Source organism: Deinococcus budaensis (assembly GCF_014201885.1).
Classification (GTDB): domain Bacteria; phylum Deinococcota; class Deinococci; order Deinococcales; family Deinococcaceae; genus Deinococcus; species Deinococcus budaensis.
Genome location: NZ_JACHFN010000006.1, coordinates 1 through 22,502 on the forward strand (window position 1 = coordinate 1; position 22,502 = coordinate 22,502).

At 71.5% G+C, this 22,502-nt stretch carries 23 protein-coding genes; 12 read left to right on the plus strand and 11 right to left on the minus strand.

Annotation, left to right across the window (positions count from 1 at the left end):
* Window positions 1–706, minus strand: a 706-nt coding sequence (locus tag HNQ09_RS08920) for an ATP-dependent metallopeptidase FtsH/Yme1/Tma family protein (RefSeq protein WP_184028137.1), incomplete at its 3' end; no start/stop codon positions are given.
* Between the two features lie 255 nt (window positions 707–961).
* Between HNQ09_RS08920 and dnaK the strand changes: the two genes are divergently transcribed.
* The 3 genes from dnaK (at window position 962) to HNQ09_RS08935 (ending at window position 4,607) form a co-directional block, all read left to right on the plus strand.
* On the plus strand, window positions 962–2,851 hold the full coding sequence (dnaK, locus tag HNQ09_RS08925) for a molecular chaperone DnaK (protein ID WP_184028139.1): 1,890 nt from the start codon (window positions 962–964) through the stop codon (window positions 2,849–2,851).
* A gap of 116 nt (window positions 2,852–2,967) precedes the next feature.
* Window positions 2,968–3,645, plus strand: a complete 678-nt coding sequence (locus HNQ09_RS08930; RefSeq protein WP_184028677.1) for a nucleotide exchange factor GrpE — start codon at window positions 2,968–2,970, stop codon at window positions 3,643–3,645.
* Between the two features lie 38 nt (window positions 3,646–3,683).
* Window positions 3,684–4,607, plus strand: coding sequence for a DnaJ C-terminal domain-containing protein (locus HNQ09_RS08935; protein ID WP_184028679.1), 924 nt, complete (start codon window positions 3,684–3,686; stop codon window positions 4,605–4,607).
* Window positions 4,608–4,669: 62 nt separating this feature from the next.
* Here HNQ09_RS08935 and HNQ09_RS08940 read toward each other — a convergent pair whose 3' ends face one another.
* The 4 genes from HNQ09_RS08940 to fba all read right to left on the minus strand — a co-directional run bounded on the left by HNQ09_RS08940 (window position 4,670) and on the right by fba (window position 9,642).
* Complete coding sequence (locus tag HNQ09_RS08940) at window positions 4,670–5,095, minus strand: CBS domain-containing protein (RefSeq protein WP_184028141.1); 426 nt, start codon at window positions 5,093–5,095, stop codon at window positions 4,670–4,672.
* Between the two features lie 116 nt (window positions 5,096–5,211).
* A complete protein-coding gene (locus HNQ09_RS08945; RefSeq protein ID WP_184028143.1) occupies window positions 5,212–7,722 on the minus strand; it encodes a S8 family peptidase in 2,511 nt (836 codons plus the stop codon).
* A 112-nt stretch (window positions 7,723–7,834) separates the two neighbouring features.
* Window positions 7,835–8,560 (minus strand): hypothetical protein, encoded by a 726-nt coding sequence (locus tag HNQ09_RS08950; RefSeq protein WP_184028145.1) that lies wholly within the window; start codon window positions 8,558–8,560, stop codon window positions 7,835–7,837.
* Window positions 8,561–8,724: 164 nt separating this feature from the next.
* Entirely contained in the window at window positions 8,725–9,642 is a 918-nt protein-coding gene (gene fba, locus HNQ09_RS08955; protein WP_184028147.1) for a class II fructose-1,6-bisphosphate aldolase, read from the minus strand.
* A 129-nt stretch (window positions 9,643–9,771) separates the two neighbouring features.
* On the opposite strand from fba, the gene HNQ09_RS08960 reads away from it, so the two are divergent.
* The 4 genes from HNQ09_RS08960 (at window position 9,772) to HNQ09_RS08975 (ending at window position 13,090) form a co-directional block, all read left to right on the plus strand.
* Window positions 9,772–10,998: an aminotransferase-like domain-containing protein gene (locus tag HNQ09_RS08960; protein WP_184028149.1), complete on the plus strand. Its 1,227-nt coding sequence runs from the start codon at window positions 9,772–9,774 to the stop codon at window positions 10,996–10,998.
* An 87-nt stretch (window positions 10,999–11,085) separates the two neighbouring features.
* Window positions 11,086–11,916, plus strand: a complete 831-nt coding sequence (gene murI, locus HNQ09_RS08965; RefSeq protein WP_184028151.1) for a glutamate racemase — start codon at window positions 11,086–11,088, stop codon at window positions 11,914–11,916.
* Complete coding sequence (gene rph / locus HNQ09_RS08970; protein ID WP_184028153.1) at window positions 11,913–12,647, plus strand: ribonuclease PH; 735 nt, start codon at window positions 11,913–11,915, stop codon at window positions 12,645–12,647. Before murI ends, rph begins: the two co-directional genes overlap by 4 nt.
* A gap of 83 nt (window positions 12,648–12,730) precedes the next feature.
* The gene (locus tag HNQ09_RS08975; protein WP_184028155.1) at window positions 12,731–13,090 is read left to right on the plus strand and encodes a DoxX family protein; all 360 of its coding nucleotides are present in this window, start codon (window positions 12,731–12,733) and stop codon (window positions 13,088–13,090) included.
* Between the two features lie 91 nt (window positions 13,091–13,181).
* Here HNQ09_RS08975 and HNQ09_RS08980 read toward each other — a convergent pair whose 3' ends face one another.
* Both HNQ09_RS08980 and HNQ09_RS08985 read right to left on the minus strand, forming a co-directional pair.
* Window positions 13,182–14,126 carry a methyltransferase gene (locus HNQ09_RS08980; RefSeq protein WP_343057697.1) on the minus strand — a complete coding sequence of 315 codons (945 nt, stop codon included), beginning with the start codon at window positions 14,124–14,126 and terminating at the stop codon, window positions 13,182–13,184.
* A gap of 169 nt (window positions 14,127–14,295) precedes the next feature.
* Window positions 14,296–14,592, minus strand: coding sequence for a hypothetical protein (locus tag HNQ09_RS08985; protein WP_184028157.1), 297 nt, complete (start codon window positions 14,590–14,592; stop codon window positions 14,296–14,298).
* A 148-nt stretch (window positions 14,593–14,740) separates the two neighbouring features.
* On the opposite strand from HNQ09_RS08985, the gene HNQ09_RS08990 reads away from it, so the two are divergent.
* Entirely contained in the window at window positions 14,741–15,157 is a 417-nt protein-coding gene (locus tag HNQ09_RS08990) for an SCP2 sterol-binding domain-containing protein (RefSeq protein ID WP_184028160.1), read from the plus strand.
* A gap of 44 nt (window positions 15,158–15,201) precedes the next feature.
* On the opposite strand, the gene trmB is transcribed toward HNQ09_RS08990, so the two are convergent.
* Window positions 15,202–16,197: a tRNA (guanine(46)-N(7))-methyltransferase TrmB gene (gene trmB / locus HNQ09_RS08995; protein WP_184028163.1), complete on the minus strand. Its 996-nt coding sequence runs from the start codon at window positions 16,195–16,197 to the stop codon at window positions 15,202–15,204.
* Entirely contained in the window at window positions 16,194–16,985 is a 792-nt protein-coding gene (locus HNQ09_RS09000) for an FAD-dependent oxidoreductase (RefSeq protein WP_184028166.1), read from the minus strand. The genes trmB and HNQ09_RS09000 overlap by 4 nt, the downstream gene beginning before the upstream one ends.
* 133 nt (window positions 16,986–17,118) lie before the next feature.
* On the opposite strand from HNQ09_RS09000, the gene HNQ09_RS09005 reads away from it, so the two are divergent.
* Window positions 17,119–17,628 carry an Ohr family peroxiredoxin gene (locus HNQ09_RS09005; protein ID WP_184028169.1) on the plus strand — a complete coding sequence of 170 codons (510 nt, stop codon included), beginning with the start codon at window positions 17,119–17,121 and terminating at the stop codon, window positions 17,626–17,628.
* Here the strand turns inward: HNQ09_RS09005 and HNQ09_RS09010 are convergent.
* Both HNQ09_RS09010 and HNQ09_RS09015 read right to left on the minus strand, forming a co-directional pair.
* Complete coding sequence (locus HNQ09_RS09010) at window positions 17,612–18,637, minus strand: MBL fold metallo-hydrolase (RefSeq protein WP_184028172.1); 1,026 nt, start codon at window positions 18,635–18,637, stop codon at window positions 17,612–17,614. The two genes, HNQ09_RS09005 and HNQ09_RS09010, sit on opposite strands and share 17 nt — an antisense overlap.
* Window positions 18,634–18,918, minus strand: a complete 285-nt coding sequence (locus tag HNQ09_RS09015) for a DUF3006 domain-containing protein (protein WP_343057698.1) — start codon at window positions 18,916–18,918, stop codon at window positions 18,634–18,636. Before HNQ09_RS09015 ends, HNQ09_RS09010 begins: the two co-directional genes overlap by 4 nt.
* Before the next feature lie 53 nt (window positions 18,919–18,971).
* Between HNQ09_RS09015 and HNQ09_RS09020 the strand changes: the two genes are divergently transcribed.
* The 3 genes from HNQ09_RS09020 (at window position 18,972) to HNQ09_RS09030 (ending at window position 22,397) form a co-directional block, all read left to right on the plus strand.
* Entirely contained in the window at window positions 18,972–19,523 is a 552-nt protein-coding gene (locus tag HNQ09_RS09020; RefSeq protein ID WP_184028173.1) for a GNAT family N-acetyltransferase, read from the plus strand.
* Between the two features lie 124 nt (window positions 19,524–19,647).
* Entirely contained in the window at window positions 19,648–21,042 is a 1,395-nt protein-coding gene (locus tag HNQ09_RS09025; protein WP_184028175.1) for a TldD/PmbA family protein, read from the plus strand.
* Window positions 21,039–22,397 carry a TldD/PmbA family protein gene (locus tag HNQ09_RS09030; RefSeq protein ID WP_184028177.1) on the plus strand — a complete coding sequence of 453 codons (1,359 nt, stop codon included), beginning with the start codon at window positions 21,039–21,041 and terminating at the stop codon, window positions 22,395–22,397. The genes HNQ09_RS09025 and HNQ09_RS09030 overlap by 4 nt, the downstream gene beginning before the upstream one ends.
* Window positions 22,398–22,502: the final 105 nt, after the last annotated feature.

A 22,502-nucleotide genomic window follows, 5' to 3' on the forward strand; every position in this document is an offset into this window, starting at 1 on the left:
CGCCCACGAACATCTCGACGAAGTCGCTGCCACTGATGGAGAAGTAGGGCACCTTGGCCTCTCCAGCGACGGCTTTGGCGAGCAGGGTTTTGCCGCTGCCGGGGGGGCCGACGAGGAGGACACCGTGGGGGATGCGGGCGCCGAGGAGGTGGTAGCGCTCGGGGTGGCGCAGGAAGTCGACGACTTCCTGCAAGTCTGCCTTGGCCTCGTCGCAGCCGGCCACGTCCTGAAAGGTCAGCTTGATCTGCCCCTCCGAGACCACCGCCGCCTTCGACTTCCCGAACTGCCCGGCGGCGTCACCTCCCCCGCCGCCCCGGTTGCGAAACAGCAGCAGCAGCAAGCCGACGATCAAGAGGCCGGTGAGCAGGCCGCTGAACAGCGCCAGCAGGCTCAGGCGCGAGGTGGGCGCGTAGGTGACCTCGACCCCGGCCTGTTGCAGGCGCGAGAGGGTGATCGCCGGATCGTTCGCCAGGGTGCGGGTGCGGTACGGGGTGCCGCCGGGCCGACCGTCTTCGAGGAGCACGGTCAGCAGCGCGGTGTTGCCCTGGTACTGAATCTGCGCGCTTTGCACCTGCCCGGCCCGCAGCGCCGCCGTGAAATCGGTCAGGCTGAGTTCGTCCGCGCGGCTGCGTGGACTCAGGGTCACGACCAGCAGCAGCACGGCCACGACCGCCGCCAGCCCCCAGCCCCAGGCCCCGCGCTTCATCGGCGGCTCCCCAGTGGCCCCGACACGGCCAGCTCCCGCACTCCAGGCGTCATGCCCCAGTGTAGGCCGCCCCCGGCGGGAAACTTTGGAAGAAGAGTCGGCATGTGACGGACCAAGCGCGGCCTTGAGTCTCCCTTCAACCTGAGTGCATGGCGCTCAAGTCTATTGACTGTTGAGAACTGTAGGCTTATGCTGTCAGGAGTTCAGAACTGCTGTCCTCCGGGCGGCAGAATCCCATGCATTCTAGGAGTCAACATGCCCAAAGCCGTCGGAATCGACCTCGGAACCACCAACAGCGTCATCGCCGTGATGGAAGGCGGACGTCCGGAAGTCATCGTGAACGCCGAAGGCGCGCGCACCACCCCCTCGGTCGTGGCCTTTAAGGGCGACGAGCGCCTGGTCGGGCAGATCGCCCGCCGTCAGGCCGCGCTCAACCCGCAGGCCACCCTCTTCGAGGTCAAGCGCTTTATCGGCCGCCGCTGGGACGAGGTCAAGGAGGAAGCCGCCCGCAGCCCCTTCCACGTCAAGGAAGGCCCCGGCGGCTCGGTGCGCCTGGAGGTGAACGGCAAGGACCTCGCCCCCGAGCAGGTCAGCGCCGAGGTGCTGCGCAAGCTGGTCAACGACGCCTCGGCCAAGCTGGGCGAGAAGATCCGCGACGTGGTGGTCACCGTGCCCGCGTACTTCGACAACTCGCAGCGCGAGGCCACCAAGCAGGCGGGCGAGATCGCGGGCCTGAACGTGCTGCGCGTGATCAACGAGCCGACTGCCGCTGCGCTGGCCTACGGCCTGGAGCGCAAAGGCAACGAGACCGTGCTGGTCTTCGACCTGGGCGGCGGCACCTTCGACGTGACCATCCTGGAGCTGGGGGACGGCGTCTTTGAGGTCAAGTCCACCTCCGGCGACACCCACCTGGGCGGCGCGGACTTCGACCAGCGCATCGTGGACTGGCTGGCGGCCGAGTTTGAGCGGGAAAGCAACTTCGACCTCCGCAAGGACAAGCAGGCCCTCCAGCGACTCATCGAGGCGGCCGAAAAGGCCAAGATCGAGCTGTCCAATGCGTCGGAGACCACGATCAGCCTGCCCTTCATCACCTTCGACCCGGACACCCGCACCCCCATGCACCTCGAGCGCACGCTGACCCGCGCCAAGTTCGAGGAGCTGACGGCCGACCTGCTGCGGCGGGTCCGGCACCCCATCGAGCAGGCCCTGGCGGACGCCAAGCTGAGCGCGTCGGGTATCGACGAGGTGATCCTGGTGGGCGGCTCGACCCGCATCCCGGCGGTCAAGCGCATCGTCAAGGAGCTGACCGGCAAGGAACCCAACGAGTCGGTCAACCCCGACGAGGCCGTGGCGCTGGGCGCCGCCGTGCAGGCAGGCATCATCCAGGGCGACTCGTCCCTCGGCGACATCGTGCTGGTCGACGTGACCCCGCTGACGATGGGCGTGGAGGTCAAGGGCGGCATGATCGCCCCGATGATCACCCGCAACACCACCGTGCCCGCCAAGAAGACCGAGATCTACACCACCGCCGAGAACAACCAGCCCGGCGTGGAGATCAACGTGCTGCAAGGCGAGCGCCCCATGGCCGCCGACAACAAGAGCCTGGGCCGCTTCAAGCTCGAGGGCATCCCGCCCATGCCCGCCGGTCGCCCGCAGATCGAAGTGACCTTCGACATCGACGCCAACGGCATCCTGCACGTCACCGCCAAGGAAAAGACCAGCGGCAAGGAAGCCAGCATCCGCATCGAGAACACCACGACCCTCGACAAGAGCGACGTGGAGAAGATGGTGCGCGAGGCCGAGCAGAACGCCGAGGCCGACCGCCAGCGCCGCGAACGGGTCGAAAAGCGCAACAACCTCGATTCGCTGCGGGTGCAGGCCCTGGCCCAGATCGAGGAGAACGCGGGGGCCAGCCAGGACGCCAAGGACAAGCTCAAGGCCGCCGCCGACGAGGCCGAGGAAGCCGTGCGCCTCGACGACGACGCCCGCATCGAGAGCGCCCAGAAGCGGCTGGAAGAGGAACTGCGCACCTTCATGACCGCCGCGCAGCAGGGCGGCCAGGGGGGCGGACAAGGCGGCCCCGAGGGCGGCGCGCCGAAGCAGGACGACGACGTGATCGACGCCGACTTCAAGCCCGCCGGGTAAGGCTGGCCGTGCGGTAAAGCATCTTCCGGGGGAGAGGACGGCTCGCGTGGCCCCCTCTCCCCCCCTCTTCTCCACACCCCTATCCTCAAGACATGTTCAGAAGGCGAGGCCCCCCCATGACCCACGACAACGACCTGAAAAACGAGACGACCCCCCAGACCCCCGACGCGGCCACCCCCAGCGCTGGCCCGCGCGCCGAGAAAAAGACCATCGACGCGGAAAGCGGCCTGGACCTGCCCGACGCTGAGACCGACAACATGGACGAGGACGCCGAGCTGGAAGCCGGTCTGGAGGGCTTCCCGGGCATGGACGAGGGCATGTTCGCCCAGGTCCAGGAGATGATGGGCAAGCTGGGCCGGGCCGACGAGCTGGAAAAGGAGAACGCCGACCTCAAGGGCCGCCTGGGCCGCCTGGCCGCCGACTTCGAGAGCTACCGCCGCCGGATGCAGGACGAGGTCGCGGAAGCCGAGAGCCGGGGCGTGGCAAAGGCCGCCGGGGAACTGATGCCCGTCTACGACGACCTCGACCGCGCGGTGACGATGGGCAGCGCCGACCCGGCGGGGCTGATCCCCGGCGTGCAGGCCGTGCAGGCGACCGTGCTGCGCGTCTTTGCCGGGCTGGGCCTGGAACCCACCGGCCGGGAGGGCGAGGCGTTCGATCCGCAGTGGCACGAGGCGCTTCAGGTCGTGCCCGGCGACGAGGACGACCAGATCGTGCAGGTCTACCAGCTGGGCTTCCGTCAGGGAGGGCGCCTGGTGCGGCCCGCCCGGGTGGTGGTCAGCAAGAAGGGGTAGGGGTTCGCGGCCCAGCGGCCTGGAGAGGAGGTGTGATGGTGGCCTACAAGGATTATTACGACGTGCTGGGCGTGCCCCGCAGCGCTTCCGACGGCGACGTCAAAAGCGCGTACCGCAAGCTCGCCAAAACCTATCACCCCGACAAGAACGCGGGAGACGAGAAGGCGTCCGAGCGCTTCAAGGAGATCGGAGAGGCCTACGCGGTGCTTTCCGACCCCGAGAAACGCAAGCTGTACGACCAGTTCGGCCACACCGGGCAGGTGCCGCCGGGCGCGTACCCGGGCGGGGCCGGGGGCGGCGGTTTTCAGGGCGACTTCGCGGGCTTCGACCCCAGCCAGTTCAGCGACTTTTTCCAGGGCCTCTTCGGCATGGGGGGGCGCCGGGGGGGAGCGCCGGGCGCGTACGGAGGCGGCGCGGGCGGGCAGGTCAACATCGAGGACCTGCTGTCGGGCATGGGCGGCTCCCAGGGACGGCGCTTCGTGCAGAACGTGGAGGGTGAACTCCAGGTGACCTTGCAGGAAGCCTTCGCCGGGTCCGACGAGGTCATCAACGTGGACGGCAAGCGCCTGAGCCTGCGCGTTCCGGCCGGCACCCGCGACGGCTCCCGCCTGCGCCTCGCCGGGCAGGGACCGGGCGGCGGGGACGTGCTGCTCACCATCCGGGTACTGGAAGACACGCGCTTTGACCTGAGCGGCGACGACGTGACGACTACGGTGGACGTGCCCGCCCCGGTCGCGGCGCTGGGCGGGGACGTGGCGGTGCAGACGCTGAGCGGCACCGGCCACCTCAATATTCCGCCCGGCAGCAGCGGGGGCCGCCGGATGCGGCTGCGCGGGCAGGGCTGGCCCCGCCGGGACGGCACGCGCGGCGACCTCTACGTGCGGTTGAACCTGACGGTCCCCAAGCAGCCCAGCGACGAGGAAAAGGAACTGTACCGCCGGCTGCGCGAGTTGCAGAAGTAAGCACGCTCAGCACGGGGCCGCCGGTTTGACTCGGCGGCCCCTTTTTCGCTGCTCCCGGAGGCTTACTGGGGGTCGGCGCTGGGCTGGCTGACCCCTTGCAGGGCCGTCTCGTCGGCGCTTCCACCCGTGCGCACGGCGAGGTCGCCCAGGCTGACCATGCCCACGACCCGGCCGCCCTCGGTGACGGGCAAGCGGCGCAGCTGGCGGTCGGCCATCTCGCGGGCGGCCTGCTGCACGTCGGTGTCGGCCTCCATGGTAAAGACGCTGCCGGTCGTGTAGTCGGTCACGGCGGTGCCGTAGTCGTGCCCGTAGGCCACCGCCCGGACCACGATGTCGCGGTCGGTGATGATCCCGCTGGGGTGCTCCCCGTCCATCACCAGCACGGCGCCGATGTCCTGTTCCAGCATCAGGGTGGCGACTTCCTTGAGGGTGGCCTGGGGGTCCACGGTCACGAGGCCGGGGGTCATGATGTCGCGAAGGGTCGGCATGCGGTGACGTTACTCCGCCGCGCCGCCGCCCTCGGTGGGAGGCAGCTAAAGAAGGCGGGGGAAAAGGAGGCGCGCTGGCCCCCTCTCCCCCCCCCTCCCCCAAAGCTGCTGAACGCTCAGCGCATCAGCCAGTCGAAGCTGGTCTTGATCAGCACGTTGCGGCTCTGCGGGGTCAGGCCTTCAAGTCCGAAGCCCATGTTGACCGTGCGGTAGCGGCCCGCGTCGTTGATCACGATGGCCCCGGCATTCTCGCCCGCGTTCTGCGCCGTGACGCGCGGCCGCTGGGTCTGCGGCTGACCGCCGAACACCTGGTTCAGGATCGAGCCGATCACGCCCGCCGCGAGGCGCTCGACCAGACCGCGCGGGTCTTGCACCTTCTGCTGAGCGCGGTTCCTGTTCTGGTCCACCCGGATGCTCTGGGCGCTGATGGTGCCTGCCGTGGCGTTGGCGCTGCCCCAGGAGGCGGCGACCTGCGAGCCGCCGAGGTCCGCGATCACGTCGGGGTAGTACTGGTTTTTCGCGCTGCCGTCGGCATTGAGGGTAAAGGCCGTGTTGCCAAAGGCGCCGCGCGTGACGAACTTGGCGTTGCCCGAGCTGTCGGCCACGAAGCGGGTCTTGAGGGTGCCGGTGTAAAAGCTGCTGCCGCCGATGTCATACCCGATGTCCTGCCCAGCCACCAGCAGCCTGCCCCCACCGTTGAGGTACTGGGTCAGGGTGTTCTGATCGGCCGCCGTGAGGGTGTTCTGGTACTGCTCGCCCGTCGCCCAGACCACGATGTCGGCCTTTTGCAGCTCGCTCAGCGGCACCGCGCCCTGGCTCTGCACGTTCCAGACGAAGGCCCCGCCGGAAGCCGCGTTGGCCTTGAGGGCGTCGCGCAGCGCGTTCGTCACGTCGGCGCCCTGACCCATGTCGTCATCGACCAGCAGGACGCGGGGTTTGGCCCCACTGGTGGGGGGCTGGGGGGCAGGCGCGGGCGCCGGGGCCGGAGCAGGCGCCGGGGCGGACCCGCTCTTGATGAAGCAGCCCTTGCGGACGCCCACGTAGGGATCCTGGCCCCACTCGGCCACCGTGCAGTTGAAGCTGTCGTCGGTGCTGGTGCCCAGCACGTAGCGCCCGTCGGTGCCGAAGGCCACCTGCTTGTTCAGTGCGCCCGTGCATTTGCCGCCCTCGACCGCGCAGAGGGTATATCCGGCCGGCCCGGTGGGCTGGGCGGCGGGAGGAGCGGGCGTGGGAGCAGGGGCGGGTGCTGGGGCCGGAGCGGGCGCCGGGGCTGGGGCCGGAGCGGGTGCCGGAGCCGGCTGGCTGCCGCCCGCGTTCACACCCAGCTTGCCCAGGGCGCCGGGCACGCTGATCAGGCCGTAGCCCACGTTGTTGTTCTTGCTGCCCGCGTTGCTGGCGCTGGTGTACAGGGCGTTCTTGACCGCGTCCACGCTGGTCCCGGGTTTGGCACTCAGCATCAGGGCCACCGCGCCCGCCGCGATGGGGCTGGCCTGACTGCTGCCGCTCAGGGCACCGAACTGCCCGTTCGGAAAGGAACTGGTGATCGCCACGCCGGGCGCCGCGATATCGGGCTTGACGAAGACGCCGTTGATCTGCCCCTGCCACGCGACCGGACCGCGGCTGCTGAACGACGCCACCTGCCCGTTCTGATCCACCGCGCCCACGCCGACCGCGTCGGGCAGGTTGCCGGGGCTGCCGGTGCTGCCCGCCGCCGGGCCGAAGTTGCCGATGGCGAACACCGGGACCACCCCGGCCTTGAGCATGTTCTGCACCGGGGTGATGAACTCGTCGTAGGTGCCGGGAATGCCCAGGCTCATGTTCACCACGTCGGCGCCGTCGTCGGTGTCCGCGTTGTTGTCGGGGTCCAGCACGTACTGCATCCCGGCAATCACCTGCGCGAAGGTGCCCTCGTTGTTGGGCAAGACCAGCGCGCTGATGAGCTTCGCCTCGGGCGCCACGCCCACCGTCTTGCCGACCAGCAGGCCCGCCGTGTGGGTGCCGTGGTTGGTGGTGTCGCGCGCCGCGCCGTTCGTGCGGTCGCCCTCGGCGTTGAACTCGGCAAAGGCCGCGATCCGGCCCGCGTACTCGGGGTGATTCGGGTCCAGGCCGCTGTCGAGGTGCCCGATGCGGATGTTCTGCCCCCGGAAGCCCGCCGCCCAGGCCTGGGGGGCGCCGATCTTCTGGAGGTGCCACGGGGTGCCCGTGGGCGCCGAGGCCGCGCTGAGGGCCGCCGCGCGGGGAATCTGCACCCGGAAGTTCTCGAAGACCGCGTCCACGAAGGGCAGCGCCGCCAGCGCCCGCGCCTGCACCGGGGTCATGGGCAGGTAGATGCTCTGGTCGAGCCACAGCTGGGTCGCGCGGCCCGAGTTCAGCGCCTGACCGATAAAGCCCGCGCTGGGGCCAAGCTGGGCCAGCCGCCCGGAGAGCTGCTGGCGGGCGGTCTTGAACAGCGCCCGCCCGCGCGAGGTGTTGGTGAACTTGAAGCGCACGATCACGCCGACGTTGGTCTGGTCCCCACGTTTGGCGCGCTCGAGCAGCGTCGGCGAGATGGATCCCGCGCCCGCCGTGGAAACGCCCCCCAGCGTGAGCGCCGCGCCGAGCAGCAAGGTGGCCCTGGTCTTGATCATGAGGCCCACCCTAGCGGCCCGCCCGTGACGCCCCCTGAAGCCCAGGTGAGGACGCCTTGAGCTGAGGTCAGGGCCGCGTCAGCCTGATGGGGGGGGGCGCAGGCGGGTGCCGTCAGCGGGTGTACTGCAAGATCACGCGGCCCTGGCTGGTCGCGCCGCGCAACATGCTGAAGCGGTCGTAGTCCAGCACGAACTGTCCGCTGGCCAGGTGCAGCAGGCGCAGGGTGGCCTTCACGCCGTTCTGGGTGTAGGGATTGTTGCCCCGGATGTTCCATTCCAGGCCACTGCGCACAGCCAGGCGGCGCTCCTGATCGGTCAGGGGAGTAAAGGGCTGCGGGCGACCGCCGAAGCCCTCGGGCGTGCGCAGTTCGCCGGTCGTCAGGTCGAGGACCAGGCCGCGCAGCACGCCGCCCAGCCCGGAGGCGTCCCCGAACTTCAGCCGGTTGCCCTCACGGGTCAGCGGCAGCTTGAGCCGCTTGCCGACTGGCGCCAGCGACGACTGGAACACCAGGTAGCTGTCGAATTCCGCCCGGCTGATGCCCAGCCGCTGGTCGTACTCGGGCAGCTCGCCGCGCGCGACTTTGGTGAGCGCCGCGCGCAGGGCCTCGCGGTCGCCCCCGAGTTGCGCCACCCGCTGCGGCAGCTCCACGGTCAGGCCGCTGGAGCGCCATTCCATCGGCTGCACGCTCTGACCCGGCTGCGGCAGCATCGCGGCCATGCGCGAGGGCCACCCGGCGGGCAGGGCAGGAATGCTGGGCGCCGCCCGCACGCTGGCCGACATCAGCGCCGCCCCACTGAGGGCAGCCACGGTCAGGAGAGAAAAACGGACGGCCCACATGCCGAGCGGAGCATACGGCGGCCCGGTGAGAATTCCGCCCGCCTCTGGCCTCACCTGCCCTGAGGCGGGCGTCAGGGACCCGTCATCTGTGAGGGGGGGTCGCGGGGGGGCAGAGGCGGGGGAGCTGGGCTGCTGGCAGAGGTTGGCCCTGGGACGCGCCGCGCTCAGGCCTTGCCGACGCTCCCGAGCACGCCCAGCTTGTGCTCGACGATGGTGCTCATGACCTCGCGGGCGGGGCCGAAGAGCTTGCGGGGGTCGAACTCCTTGGGGCTGGCCTTGAGGACCTCGCGCACGCCGACCGTCATGGCGAGGCGCAGGTCGGTGTCCACGTTGACCTTGGCGATGCCGTGCTGGCAGGCGAGTTGCAGGTCCTCGTCCGCGATCCCGGCGGCCTCCCCGATCTCGCCGCCGGACTCCCGGAAGCGCAGGATAATGTCGGCGGGCACGCCGGAGGAGCCGTGCGCGACCAGCGGGATGGAGGTCAGCTCCCCGATCTTCTGGATGCGCGCCTGGTCGATGAAGGGGCGGCCCTTGCCCTTGTAGGCGCCGTGACTGGTCCCGATGGCGATGGCGAGGTAATCGGTGCCGGTCTGCTCGATAAACTGCACCGCTTCTTCGGGGTCGGTCAGGAAGGCGTCTTTCTCGTCCACGACGATGTGCTCCTCGATACCGCCCAGGCGCCCGAGTTCGGCCTCCACGGAGATGCCCATCGCGTGCGCGGCCTCGACCACCCGGCGGGTTTCGCGGACGTTGTCCTCGAAGCCGTGGTGCGAGGCGTCGATCATGACCGAGGTAAAGCCCATCCGGATCGCCCTGAGCGCCGACTCGTAGGACGAGCCGTGGTCCAGGTGCAGCGCGACGGGCACGGTGGCCCGGGTGGCGAGGTCGATGACGATGTTGGCGAGGTCCTGCCCGCCGTACTTGATCGCGCCCTCACTCATCTGCACCATCACGGGCGAACGCAGACGCTCGGCGGTGTGGATGATCGCCTGGGTGATCTCCATGTTGTTGGTGTTGAACGAGCCGACACCGTACTTGCCTGCGCGGGCGGGAACCAGAATGTCATTGCCGGTCACGAGCATGGGGGGGGCCTCCTTTGGCGGGCTTCACTCTAACGGGATTGCCCCGTGTCCTGCCTGCGCGCGGCTATGCGGGACGCGGCCCGCCCGCCCGGACCCGCCGCCGTCAGAAGGGGGAGGTAGGATAACCCCATGACCACGACCACTCCCACGCTGCCCCCCGTGGACTTCGCGGCGCGGCTCTCGGGCCGGGCGCAGCGCATGACCGTGAGCGCGATTCGCGAACTGCTCAAGCTGACCCAGCGCCCCGACATCATCTCCTTTGCGGGGGGCCTGCCCGCGCCCGAGCTGTTCCCGCTGGCGGACATCCGCACGGCGGCAAATGCGGTGCTCGACCGCTACGGCCCGGCGGCGGTGCAGTACGGCACCACCGAGGGGCACCTGCCGCTGCGCGAGTGGATCGCCGCCCGCACCCCCGGCCTGACGCCCGCGCACGTGCAGATCGTGACGGGCAGCCAGCAGGGGCTGGACCTGCTGGGCAAGATCTTGATCGACGAGGGCGACGTGGTGCTGGTGGAGGCGCCGACCTACCTGGGCGCGCTGCAATCCTTCCAGCCCTACGGCCCACGCTACGTGGACCTGCCCACCGACGAGCACGGCATCGACGTGGACGCGCTGGAAACCGTGCTGAAGGCCACGCCCGCCAAGCTGCTGTACGCCATTCCCAACTTCCAGAACCCCACCGGGCGCACCCTGAGCCTGGAGCGCCGCCGCCGCCTGGTCGAGCTGACCGCCCAGTACGGCGTGCTGGTGCTCGAAGACGACCCCTACGGCAAGCTGAGGTTCCGGGGCGAGGACCTGCCCAGCCTCTACGAGATCGCGCTGGAGCTGGCCGGGGGCGATCCCGAGGGCAGCCACGTGATCTACTCGGGGTCCTTTTCCAAGACGCTGGTGCCGGGCCTGCGCGACGCCTGGGTGCAGGCGGCCCACCCGGTCATCGAGAAGCTGGTGCAGGCCAAGCAGGGCGCCGACCTGCACACGCCGATTTTCAACCAGATGATCATCACCGAGCTGGTGGGCGAGGTGCTGCCCCGGCAGGTCGAACTGGTGAAGAAGGCCTACGGCGAGCGCGCCCGCGACATGGTCGCCCGCATCGAGCAGCACTTTCCGGCGGGTGTGGACTTCACCACCCCGGAAGGCGGCATGTTCCTGTGGGTCACGCTGCCGGAAGGCCTGGACACCACCGAACTCTTTCCGCGTGCGCTGGAGCGCGGCGTGGCCTACGTGCCGGGGCGCCCCTTCTACGCGCGGGGCGGCGGGGCCAACACCATGCGCCTGAGCTACTCCAACGCCACGCCCGCGCAGATCGACTCCGGCATCCGGGCGCTGGGCGAGACCATCCGGGGCGCGCTGGACTGAGGGAAGCGCGAGACGGGCCAGCGGGACGCGGGAGAGGGCCTGGTCTCTCCCGCGTCCCGCTGGCCCCGCGTACTATCATCGGCCCCGATGACTGCCTCCTCGCCGCTGGCCGAAGCTCCGCTGGGCGTGTTCGACTCGGGCGTGGGCGGCCTGAGCGTCCTGGCCGAGCTGCGCCGGGCGATGCCGCAGGAGGACTTCCTGTACCTGGCGGACACCGCGCACGTGCCTATCGGCGGGCGGCCCGACGCGGAGATCCGCGACCTGACCGCGCGGGCGGTGGCGGCGCTGCACGCGCGGGGGGCCAAGGGCGTGGTCGTGGCCTGCAACACGGCCTCGGCCTTCAGCCTGTCGCACCTGCGCGAGCGCTACGGCCCGGCCTTTCCGGTGATCGGGCTGGTGCCTGCGGTCAAGCCCGCCGTGGCGGCCACCCGCTCGGGCGTGGTGGGCGTGCTGGCGACGCCCGGCACCCTGCGCGGCACCCTGCTGCGCGACGTGATCGAGCAGTTCGCCGTCCCCGCCGGGGTGCGGGTCCTGACGGCCGTGAGCGCCGAACTGGTGCCGCTGGTGGAGGCCGGGCAGGCTGGGAGCGAGCGGGCGCGGAGGGTGCTGCGCGAGGTCTTGACACCGCTGGCGCAGGCGGGCGCCGATCAGCTGGTGCTGGGCTGCACCCACTACCCCTTTTTGGCTGAGAGCATCCGCGCGGAGTTCGGGGACACCTTCGCGCTGGTGGACAGCGGCGCGGCGGTCGCGCGGCATACCCGGGGCGTGCTGTGCGGGGCCGGGCTATGCCGGGAAGGCGGGGAAAGGGGGGGGGTCCGCTACCTCGTGACCGGGAACCCGGCGGCGGCGCGGCCCGTGATCGAGACATTGGTGGGCCGGGGCAGGCACAATGTCACGGTGCAGCAGGTGACCACTTGACTTCCCTCCCCCCCCGCCCGGGTCTTCCCCTCCGCGAGGGCCGCGACCTTCTGACGCCCCGGCCCCTCTTCGTGGAGCGCGGCATCAACCCGCACGCCCCCGGCAGCGCCCACCTGAAGCTGGGCCGCACCGAGATCCTGGCGACCGTCAGCATCGAGGACAAGCCCGCGCCCCACATGCGCGGCAAGAAAGAAGGCTGGCTGACCGCCGAATACGCCATGCTGCCGCGCGCCACCACCGACCGCCAGGCCCGCGACCGCAACCTGCAAAACGGCCGCCGCCACGAGATCCAGCGTCTGCTGGGGCGCGCGCTGCGCTCCTGCATCGACCTGCGCCACTTCCGCAACCAGACCCTGTACGTGGACTGCGACGTGCTGGTCGCCGACGGCGGCACCCGGGTCGCCAGCGTGCTGGCCGGGTACGCGGCGCTGCACGACCTCTCCGACCGCCTGATCCACGCGGGCACCCTGACCGAGTGGCCGCTGATTCACGCGGTCGGCGCCGCCAGCATCGGCCTGATCGGGGACGAACTGCGGGTGGACCTCGACTACGCCGAGGACAAGGTCGCGCGCGCCGACCTGAACGTGGTCGCCACCGCCGACGGCCTCCTGATCGAGGCCCAGGGCGGCGCCGAGGAAGGCCCCATCACCCAGGCCGAGTACGTGCGCCTGCTCACGGCAGGCGTGGAAGCGGTCGGCGGGCTGCTGAAAGACGTTCAGCGGCAACTGTGAGCAGGCCCGGCCGGGCGCCGCAGCGGCTTTTCCGGCTCCCGCGCCCCCCGTATACTTGCCGCATTCACCAGGAGGCACCAAGCATGAGCGTGACGGGATTTATCGGGCGGGCGCTGCTCGCGAGCATCTTTATCAAAAACGGCCTCGACCACCTGCGGCAGCCGGAACCGATCGTGCGGGCCGCGCGCGGAGCCGAGATTCCCGAACCCGAACTCGCCGTCAAGGCCAACAGCGCCGTGATGCTGGGCGCCGGGGCGATGCTGGCGCTGGGGGTCGCGCCCCGGACGGCCAGTGCGGCGCTGGCCGTGAGCCTGATTCCGACCACCGTGATCGGCCACCCTTTCTGGGACCGCGAGGGCCGCGAGCGCCAGCAGCAGCAGACCCAGTTCATGAAGAACCTGGCGCTGTTCGGGGCGCTGCTGGCGGTGGGCAGCCGCCGCTGAGCGGCTTCCGGCGGTTCAGCCTGGGCCGCCGGAACACCGGGCCGAGCTGAGGCGGCCCGCCCCGGCTGGCCTCACGGTCTGGAGCCACGTCTCACAGTTCCAGCCTGCCGGGCGTGCGTGCCCCCGCCGGAATCGCGGTGACCAGCACCTCGGACTTGCCCGTCACGAAGACCTTGAAGCCGCGTTTCTGGAGGCCGCGCCGCGCGTCGGTCACGTCCGCCGCGAGCAGGCTGAGGTCGGGGCGGGCGAAGTTGCGCACCCTCGCGCCGTAGCTGAGCGTCCCGTCGCGGTAGCGCGCGTTGGGGTACCCCAGAATCAGGCCGCCCGTGGGCGTCAGGTGCTGGCGGCACACGGCGGCCAGCAGCACGTCCTGCCGGATACTGGGGCTGTGCAGCAGGCTCAGCGCCAGCACCAGGTCGAACCTGCCCAGCTGCGGCGCGGGCAGCGTGGTCACGTCGAAGGCCCGGAAGGTCGCGGCGGGGTGCTGGGCGCGGGCCGCCGCGAGCGCCGTCTCGTCGAGGTCGAGGCCCAGCACCTCCAGCTCACGCTTCCCGAAGGCGAGGGCCAGCGCGTCCAGCTCCCGGCCCCGGTTGACGCCCAGCGCCAGCACGCGCCCGCCCGCCGGGGGGTCCACCCGCCGCAGCGCCTCGACCAGCGTGAAGAGGAAGACCGGGTCTTCGAGCTTGTCCACCCGCCCCCACTCGCCCCCGGCGCCGTAGCCCGCCGCGTCGGGGTCAGGCACGTCCGCCCAGGCGCGCAGGCGCAGGCGCACGCGGCCTCCCTCTAGCCGGTCCGGCGTGAGCAGGTGCGCCCCCAGCAGGTCGGCCAGGTCGGTCCAGACCGGCCAGGGCCGGTGCAGGCCGTGGGCCGCCGCCTCACCGGCGTACAGCCCCAGGCCCAGGTCGGGGTCGGGCACGCTGAACGCGACCTCGCCCGCCGAGGCCAGCGCGGCGCGCAGGGCAGGCAGGATCACGCCCAGGGGTTCGTGGGTGAAGTCGAGGGCGGGAGGGGGAGGAGGTGGGGAGGGCGCCGTCACGTCGCGCCCAGCGTAGCGTCACGCAGGCCCCGGCCCGCAGCGCCTGCACACGCCCCGGACCACGCGGCGTGGAGCGGGGGCGCCCTTCCCCAGACCGTCCTGAGAGGAAAAAGCGCCCCCGTGGGGAGCCGCCAGACCAGGATGACCCGGCCCGGCCGCTGAGAGAGTCTCAGCCGCGCAGCAGGTCCGCGAGCTGGCGCAGGCCGTCCTGGTCGGCGGCGGGCGCCTGCGACGCGAGGCGCTCGGTCTCGCTGGACAGGCCGGGAAGCAGGGCGGCGGCGCCGTCGAGGTCGCCGCCTTCCAGGGCCGCCTTGAGCTGGGCGAGGTGGTCGACCAGCGTCTCGGCGCCGGGCACCCCGCTGAGGGTCTGGTGCCAGCTGGTAACGTTGCTCGCCGCCGCCCCGCCGTCGAGGTTGGTGACGCCGCCCTGAAGTGCCTGAATGGTCTGCTTAAGCTGTTCGTTCATGCCCTGCCTCCTTTGAAAGTGATGCCCCGACATCTCACGCCCGCCCCGCCCCCAAAGCTGTAAGGGTTGATGCAGGGCCGGTTCATCTGGCATGAGGAAAGGGCGCGTGCCCACAAAAAGTGGGGGGCGCGGGGGCTTTGCTGGGGACATGTCCAGCCTCTCTCCGGACCCGGCCCAGCTCACCGCGCGTCTGCTGCGGGTCTTCGGCGCGGCCCACGCCGACCCCGACGCCGACCTGCTGCTGCGGCGCCGGGCGGCGCTGACCTTCTTGTTCACGCAGCCGGACGCCGCCTTGCGGCTGGACGGGCGGGGAGGGCAGGCGGTCACCCTGACCGTGGGCGAGGAGGCGCGGTCGGCGCCCAGCGACCTGACCTTCCGGATGACCGCCCGGGCCGCGCACGCCCTGTGGCTGGGCGAGCTGAATCCGGTCACGGCGATGCTGGCCGGGCAGCTCTCGGTCCAGGGACCGCTGCCGCTGGCGCTGGCGCTCTCGCCCAGCCTGAAGGTGATGCAGGCGGCCTACCGAGCGGAGATCGCCCGGGAAGGCGCGGGCGCCGGGCACTGAGGCGCAGGGAGGAAGGGGCCGGGCGCGCCGTCCCCGCCCGCTGCTCAATACCCCCGGTGCCGCACCTGCGCGCCCTGGGTCTCCAGCCAGTCGGTCAGCACGCCCACCGCCGCCTTCACGCCCGGCGTGATGACGGGGCCGCCGAAGCGGGCGAGGCGCACCAGATGGGTGCCGTCCTCCCGCGCGGTAATGCCGATCAGGACTTCCTGGGTCAGCTCGCCCTCGACGACGTGGGCCAGGGCCGTCCAGCCGGTCTTGCCCAGGGTGCGGTACAGGTCGAGCAGCACGGCCGTCCAGCCTGCCGGGTCCTCCGGGGTCTGGCCGCCACGGGCGGTGTGCTTGGCAAAACTCTGGGGGGCGAAGGTCTCGGGCAGGGTCAGGATGGCGTGGGGCACGGCGGGGTCTTCCTCCGAGTCGGGGTAGCGGGTCAGGGCACCGTGGGGCACGGCGGGGTGCGCCAGCGGCGTGAAGCGGGCGTGCCGGGCGCCCAGGCCCAGGTCGCGCCACTTCAGGGCGTACTTGGTTTCCAGCGCGGCGGGGGGCGGCTCCGTGAACTCCACCGCCATGACGCCGCTCGCGGCCGCCTCGGCGCAGGCGAACTCGAAATATTCCTCGTGGTCGGTGGTCAGCAGCACGGCGCCGCCGGGCTTCAGGCGGCTGGCCGCCAGCTGGAAAAAGGGCGCGCGCAGCAGGCGGTGCCCGGTGTGCCCGGCCTTGGGCCAGGGGTCGGGAAAGTTCACCACGACCGCGTCCAGCGCCCCCTGCGGCACGACCTCGCGGATCAGGGGCGCGGCGGGCAGCTTGGTCAGCACCGCGTTGTCCAGGCCCGCCGCCCGCAACCGACGCCCGGCCTTGAGCAGCGACGTGCCGCTGATCTCGACCCCCAGGTAGTTCGGCGCCTCAGGAAAGGTCGCGGCGTGATGCGGCCAGAAGCGCCCGTCTCCGAAGCCGACCTCCAGCACCCAGGGGCGCCCAGGCGTGTGCGGATACAGCCGCGCGGCCGCGTCGGGAAAGTGAAAATCCGAGAAGCGGAAGATCATGCCTGCCTCCCCTGCGGGGCAGCCCCCGACAGCTCGGCGGCGAGGCGGGCGGCGTCTTCCAGCACGGAGGCGTAGGTGTGCTCGCCCGGCGTGCAGCGGCCCAGGGCATAGACCCCCGAGAAACGCTCCAGCCGGAAACCGTCCAGTTCGCCGGGGGCCGGGGTCAGGAAGCGCACGTCGTAGGGGGGCGCGCCCTCCACCCCCGCCGCCCTCTGCTCCGCGCCGACCAGCCACACCCCCGAGCGGGCGAGGTCGTCGGCCAGAAAGTCGTAGGCGACCTCGCTGAGGCGCCCGGCCTCCTCCAGCGTGTCCCCGATCAACAGGCGGCCTTTCAGGAAGGCGCCGACCGCCAGCACCGCCCGGCGGGCGCGCAGCTCCGGCCCCTCCCAGGTGGCGAGCGTCACCACGTCTCCCGCCTCCCCCTCCAGCGGCCCCTCGTCCAGCCCGGTCACGGTGCTTTGCAGCAGGTGGATGCCCGGCGTGGCCTCGATCTCGGCCTTGAGGTGGCGGTGAAAGGTCCAGCCGTCGGTCTGGGGAAAGAGGCGGGCGGCGACCCCTGCAAAGAGGCTGTCCGCCGGAAAGACCGCGCCCTCCACGGTGGGCTGGTAGAGGTTGCCGAGGTGGTCGAGCGCCTGCGTGGCGAGCAGCACGTCCCTGCCCGCGCGGGCGAGGCGCCAGGCGAGGTCGGTGCCGGCCAGGCCCGCGCCGACCACCGCCACGTCGTAAAGATGCCCCGGCTGCGGCTGGCTGCGGGGCGGCGAGGAGGCAAAGAAGGGAGGTCCCGACATCGAACCCCGAGTCTAGAGCAGTTGCCGCGCGGGTGCCCGGCGCCCGGCCCCCCCATGGGGCCTTCAGACGGTAGCGCCCATGACCGTCTGCGGCGGGGCCGGGCGCCTAGGGTGGCGTTTCAGGAGGCGCCCCATGAGCGACACAACCACGACCCCGCAGACCCCCTCTTCCAGCTCCCCGGCCAGGGTGCTCACCCGCAGCGAGGCGACCGCCCACGGGGGGCGCAACGGCTACATCGAGACGCCCGACCACCACCTCGCCGCCAAGCTGAGCGTGCCGCAGGAGATCGGCGGCGACGGCGGCGTGGGCACCAACCCCGAGCAGCTGTTCGCCGCCGCCTACGCCTCGTCCTTTCAGAGCGCCGTCGGCATGGTCGCCCGGCGCGACGGGGTGAGCTTCGGGACCTCGCAGGTGACGGCGGTGGTGGGCCTGCGGCGCGAGAACCAGGAAGACCCCAGCTACCACCTCGACCTCGAACTGCGGGTGCGGCTGCCGGGCCTGAGCCGCGAGCAGGCCGAGGGAATGGTGCAAGAAGCCCACCGGCTGTGCCCCTACAGCCGCGCGCTGGGAGACCGCGCGGGCGTGCGCCTGACCGTGGTGGACGAGGCGGAGGCCGCCGGGGAGGTCAGCGGTCGGTCGTGACCGTGTAGGTGCCGTCCGCGCTCGCCGTGAAGGTCACCGTGCCCTGGCGGTCGGTGCGGTAGACGCGGACACCGTTGTCCTTGTAGAGGGCGAGGGCCGAGGCGGTGGGGTGGCCGTAGTTGTTCTCGCCCACGCCGATCACCACGTTCTCGGGGCGCACGGCGGCCAGCCAGGCGGGGTGGTCGCCGTTGGCCGCCCCGTGGTGGATGCTCTTGTACAGCTGAAAGGGTCCCTGAATCTCGGGGCGGCCCGCCGCGAGCCAGGCTTCGGTTTCCGGCTTCTCGCTGTCGCCGGTCAGCAGCGCGCGGAAGTCCCCGAACTCGATGCGGACGCCCACACTGTTCTCGTTCTGGTCGTCGCCCATGCCGGGGGGCGGGGCGATCACCCGGACCTTCACGCTGCCCAGGTTGATGACCTGCGTGTTCGCCTTCTGGAAGGTGGTGCCCGCCTCCTCCAGCGCGGCGACCAGGCGGCCCCAGGTCTGGGTGGTTCCGGCGATCCCGTTGTTGATGAACAGCCGCGGCTTGGCCCGCTCGGCGGCGGGCACCAGCCCCGCGATGTGGTCGGCGTCGGCGTGGCTGGCGACCATCAGGTCGAGGGCGTCCACCCCGTAGGTTTCGAGGTGCGCCCGCATCCGCTCGGCGCTGCGGCCCCCGTCGTAGAGCAGGGTCTTGCCCTCGGGGCTGCGGACCAGTACCGCGTCGCCCTGCCCCACATCCAGAAACCGCACGGTGAGCTGTCCGGCAGGCTGCTCGGTCGCCTGCCCGCCCTCCTCCTCCCCGCCGCCGAAGAGGCCGCCCCCCGCGCACGCCGCGAGGCTGACCGTCAGGCCCAGGACCAGCAGACCCAGCAGGTCCGACGGGCTGGGACCACCCCGGCGACCCCTCCCCTTTTTGCCCTTCGCGGGGGCGCGGCGGGGCGCGGGCGCGGCCGGGCGGGCGGGCGCCTGGGCCTTGCGGGCGGCGGCGGGTTTGCCCGCAGGCTTGCGGGTGGGTTTTTTCTCGCTCACAGGGTGATCTCCCCTTCCGTGTCCGGCGCGGCTCCGTTCAGGGCGTCGAGTTCGCGCTGCGCGGCCACCCGCCTCGCGTGGGTCTCGGCGGGCAACAGGTGCAGGGTCACGCCGTCAGGGCCTTCCTGCACGGCCAGCAGGTCCCCCTCGCGCGTGCCGGGCGGCAGGACCGAGAGCGGCACGTCGAAGGTCAGGCCGTCCCCGCGCTCCACCCGCGCCAGGCGTCCCTGCGGGCCGTCCTCGATGCCGTCCACCGTCCAGCGTTCCTGCCCGTCTCTCACGCCCCTCAGCGTAGCGCGTGGCGGCCCGCCGGGGCGCGTGCCAGACTGCCCCCATGCGCCACGCCCTGACCCTGCGAGACGGTGACCTGCGGCTGCGGCCCCTGACGGAAGCCGACCTTGCGGCCCTGTGCGCGCTGGCCCTGAGCTGCGCAGGAGAACTGCGGCTGATGGGGTCGCCGCCCACCTCGCCGGCGTACTACCGCGCGGCGCTGGAGGCCCCCGACGCCCTGCCCTTCGTGGTGGAGGTCGGCGGCGAGCTGGCCGGAAGCACCCGCCTGGGCGACATCCGGGCCGCGCATGCGGGAGCAGAGATCGGCTGGACCTGGCTGCACCCGCGCCATTACGGCAGCGGGGTCAACCGCCGCATGAAGCGCCTGCTGCTGGAGCACGCCTTTGGCGCCATGGGCATGGAGCGCGTGCAGCTCAAGACCGACCTGCTGAACGTGCGCAGCCAGCGGGCCATCGAGGGGCTGGGCGCCGTGCGCGAGGGCGTGCTGCGCGCCCACCTGCGCCGCCCTGACGGCTCCATGCGCGACACGGTGATGTACTCGGTCACGCGGGCGGAGTGGCCGGGGGTGCGGGCGCGGCTGAGCGAAATGGCCTAACGCGGCGAACAGCGGTGGCGAGGAGCGCCGGGCGCGGGGCAAGATGGAGAGGCAACCTCAGCCGCTCTGCCCCTTTCCTCTCGATCCGGGCCGCCCCCGCGCGGCTCCCAGGAGGCTTTCTGTCATGCTCGACGAAACGCTGGCCGCCGAAGTCCTGACCCTCGCCCGCGCGGGCGGCGCCGACTTCGCTGAACTGTTCGTGGAAGACACCGTGTCCACCTCGCTGCGGCTGCACCAGGGCGAGGTCAAGGACGCCGGGGGCGGCAACCTCTTCGGCGCCGGGCTGCGGCTGCTGTACGGCACGCGCGTGGTGTACGCCTACACCAACGACGTGACCGACGCGGGCCTGCGCGACCTCGCCGGGCAGGTGGCGCGCGCACGCGGCGGCAGCGGCGAAACAGACCGCAGCGGCGCGGGCGGCCTGGACTTCCGGCGGGTGGACGCCCCGCCCCTTTACGTGGCCCGCCAGCACCCGCTGCACGCGGGAGGCCGCGACAAGCTCGCGCTGATGCGCCGAGCGCACGGCGGGGCGGCGGGCGTCGGCTTCGTGCGGACGGTGGACGTGATCTACCTCGACCGGGTGCAGCGGGTGCTGATCGCCAACAGTGAAGGGCTGTGGGCCGAAGACGAGCGGGTCTGGACCCGGCTGGTGGTCTCGGCCATCGCCCAGGACGGCACCCTGCGCGAGACCGGCTTTTGCGGTCCCGGCGCCGGACAGGGCCTGGAATTCTTCGACGACGTGGCGCCCGAGGCCACCGGCGCCGAGGCCGCCCGCATCGCCAACGCCATGCTGCACGCGGGGTACGCGCCCGCCGGAAAACTGCCCGTGGTGATCGGCAACGAGTTCGGCGGCGTGATCTTCCACGAGGCCTGCGGGCACATCCTGGAAACGACGGCGGTGGAGAAGAATGCCAGCGTCTTTGCGGACAAGCTGGGCGAGAGGATTGCCCACGAGTCCGTCTCGGCCGTCGACGACGGCACCCTTCCCGGTTCGTGGGGCATGGTCACCGTGGACGACGAGGGCATGAGGGGCGAGCGCACGGTCCTGATCGAGAACGGGGTCCTGAAGTCCTTCCTGGTGGACCGGGTGGGGAGCATGAAGACCGGCCATGCCCGCACCGGCAGCGGGCGGCGCCAGAACTACACCTTCGCGCCCGCCAGCCGGATGCGCTCGACCTTTATCGATCGGGGCCAGGAGACGCCGGAAAGCCTGATCGCGGGCGTCCCCCTGGGCATCTATGCCCGCAAGATGGGCGGCGGCAGCGTGACCCCCGGCACCGGGGACTACAACTTCGCGGTGCAGGAGGCCTACATGATCCGGAACGGGGAGATCGCCGAGCCGCTGCGCGGGGCTTCTCTCGTCGGCAACGGGGCGCAGGACCTGAAAAACATCGTGGGCGTGGCGGGCGACCTCGCGCTGGGCCAGGGTATGTGCGGCAGCGTGTCCGGCTCGCTGCCGACCGACGTGGGCCAGCCGCACATCCTGATCTCCGAAATCACCGTGGGGGGGCGCGCATGACCGCAACGACCGAACCGCAACTGACTCTCGAAGAGGCCCGCGCCTACCTGCTGGAACGTGCCCGGGAAGGCGGGATATCCCTGGAAGTCTACGGCGAACGCAGCAGCTCCACCGAGGTCGAGGCCTTTGCGGGCGAGGTCAGCCAGTTCAAGCTCTCGGCGCGGCAGGGCGTGGCGCTGCGGGCGCTGGTGCGCGGCGCGTGGGGCCACAGCTTCAGCGAGAACCTCTCAAAGCCCGCCCTCGACCGGGCGCTGAGCAGCGCGGTGGACAACGCCAGCCTCGTGGCCCCCGAACCCGGCGCCGGGCTGGTCGCCTGGCCGAGGCCGCCCGCGCTCGACCTCCACGGCGAGGGCCTCAGCGGCGTCACGGTGGAGCAGAAGGTGAACGTGGCCCTGGCCCTCGACCGCACGGCGCGGGAAGCCGACGCCCGGGTGGTCAGCGTGCCCTACGGCGGCTACTCGGACAGTGACCGCCTGCGCGTGGTGGGCAACACCGAGGGCCTGGGCCGCGAGGCGCGCGAGCTGTACGCCCTGCACTACACCTACCCGCTGGTGTCGGAAGGCGGCCAGAACAAGATGCAGGGCGACTGGCAGTTCACCCGCGAATTCACCGAACTCGACCCCACCAAGACGGCCCTCTCGGCGGTGGAGAAGTCGCTGGCGCTGCTGGGGGCCAAACCCGCGCCCAGCGGCACCTTTCCGGCGGTGATCAGCGGCGAGTGTCTGGCCGAGCTGCTGGCGCTGTATGCGGGCATGTTCAGCGGCAAGATGGTCGAGGAGGGCAAGAGTCCGCTGGCGGGCCGCCTGGGCGAACTGGTCGCCTCACCCCTGGTCACCCTGACCGACGACCCCACCCTGCCGCGCGGTCTGAACTCGCGCGCTTTCGATGCCGAGGGCTGCCCGAGTGCGCCGCTGACGCTAATTGAGGCCGGACGGCTCTCGGCGTTCATGCACAACGCCCAGACCGCCGCCCGCGCGGGCACGGTCAGTACCGGGCACGCCGCGCGGCAGGGCATCCAGGGCACCGTCGGCGTCTCGCCCAGCAACCTGCGGCTGGAAGCGGGCGGCACGGACGCGGCGGCCCTGCCCCAGGGCCTGACGGGCCTGCGCCTGACCGGGGTGTCGGGCGGGCACGCGGGCGCCAACCCGGTGACCGGCGACTTCTCGCTGGAAGCCGAGGGATTCTGGCTGGAGGCGGGAACGGTCGCGCATCCGCTGGAAGTCTTCACGGTCGCCGGGAATATCCTCGAGCTGCTCGCCGGAATCGAGGCGGTCGGCGACAGGCTGCGCGAGACCCTGGACGCGGTCTCTGCGCCCGACGTGCGGGTCTCGGCGCTGGCGGTGGGGGGAGCGTAGGGGGCTGAGGCGGCCTGCCCTCCCCCTGGCTCTTTTGCGGCGGCGCCTCCCCGCCTGAAGAGGCCGCCGGATTCCCGTCCCGGGGACACTTCCCTCCCCCACCCC

Bases quoted from the DNA above. Each gene is read 5' to 3' on its own strand.
- dnaK (WP_184028139.1), top strand. From the start codon at position 962: ATGCCCAAAGCCGTCGGAATCGACCTCGGAACCACCAACAGCGTCATC.
- HNQ09_RS08930 (WP_184028677.1), top strand. From the start codon at position 2,968: ATGACCCACGACAACGACCTGAAAAACGAGACGACCCCCCAGACCCCC.
- HNQ09_RS08940 (WP_184028141.1), bottom strand. From the start codon at position 5,095: ATGCCGACCCTTCGCGACATCATGACCCCCGGCCTCGTGACCGTGGAC.
- HNQ09_RS08945 (WP_184028143.1), bottom strand. From the start codon at position 7,722: ATGATCAAGACCAGGGCCACCTTGCTGCTCGGCGCGGCGCTCACGCTG.
- HNQ09_RS08950 (WP_184028145.1), bottom strand. From the start codon at position 8,560: ATGTGGGCCGTCCGTTTTTCTCTCCTGACCGTGGCTGCCCTCAGTGGG.
- fba (WP_184028147.1), bottom strand. From the start codon at position 9,642: ATGCTCGTGACCGGCAATGACATTCTGGTTCCCGCCCGCGCAGGCAAG.
- HNQ09_RS08960 (WP_184028149.1), top strand. From the start codon at position 9,772: ATGACCACGACCACTCCCACGCTGCCCCCCGTGGACTTCGCGGCGCGG.
- murI (WP_184028151.1), top strand. From the start codon at position 11,086: ATGACTGCCTCCTCGCCGCTGGCCGAAGCTCCGCTGGGCGTGTTCGAC.
- HNQ09_RS08975 (WP_184028155.1), top strand. From the start codon at position 12,731: ATGAGCGTGACGGGATTTATCGGGCGGGCGCTGCTCGCGAGCATCTTT.
- HNQ09_RS08985 (WP_184028157.1), bottom strand. From the start codon at position 14,592: ATGAACGAACAGCTTAAGCAGACCATTCAGGCACTTCAGGGCGGCGTC.
- HNQ09_RS08990 (WP_184028160.1), top strand. From the start codon at position 14,741: ATGTCCAGCCTCTCTCCGGACCCGGCCCAGCTCACCGCGCGTCTGCTG.
- trmB (WP_184028163.1), bottom strand. From the start codon at position 16,197: ATGATCTTCCGCTTCTCGGATTTTCACTTTCCCGACGCGGCCGCGCGG.
- HNQ09_RS09000 (WP_184028166.1), bottom strand. From the start codon at position 16,985: ATGTCGGGACCTCCCTTCTTTGCCTCCTCGCCGCCCCGCAGCCAGCCG.
- HNQ09_RS09005 (WP_184028169.1), top strand. From the start codon at position 17,119: ATGAGCGACACAACCACGACCCCGCAGACCCCCTCTTCCAGCTCCCCG.
- HNQ09_RS09020 (WP_184028173.1), top strand. From the start codon at position 18,972: ATGCGCCACGCCCTGACCCTGCGAGACGGTGACCTGCGGCTGCGGCCC.
- HNQ09_RS09025 (WP_184028175.1), top strand. From the start codon at position 19,648: ATGCTCGACGAAACGCTGGCCGCCGAAGTCCTGACCCTCGCCCGCGCG.
- HNQ09_RS09030 (WP_184028177.1), top strand. From the start codon at position 21,039: ATGACCGCAACGACCGAACCGCAACTGACTCTCGAAGAGGCCCGCGCC.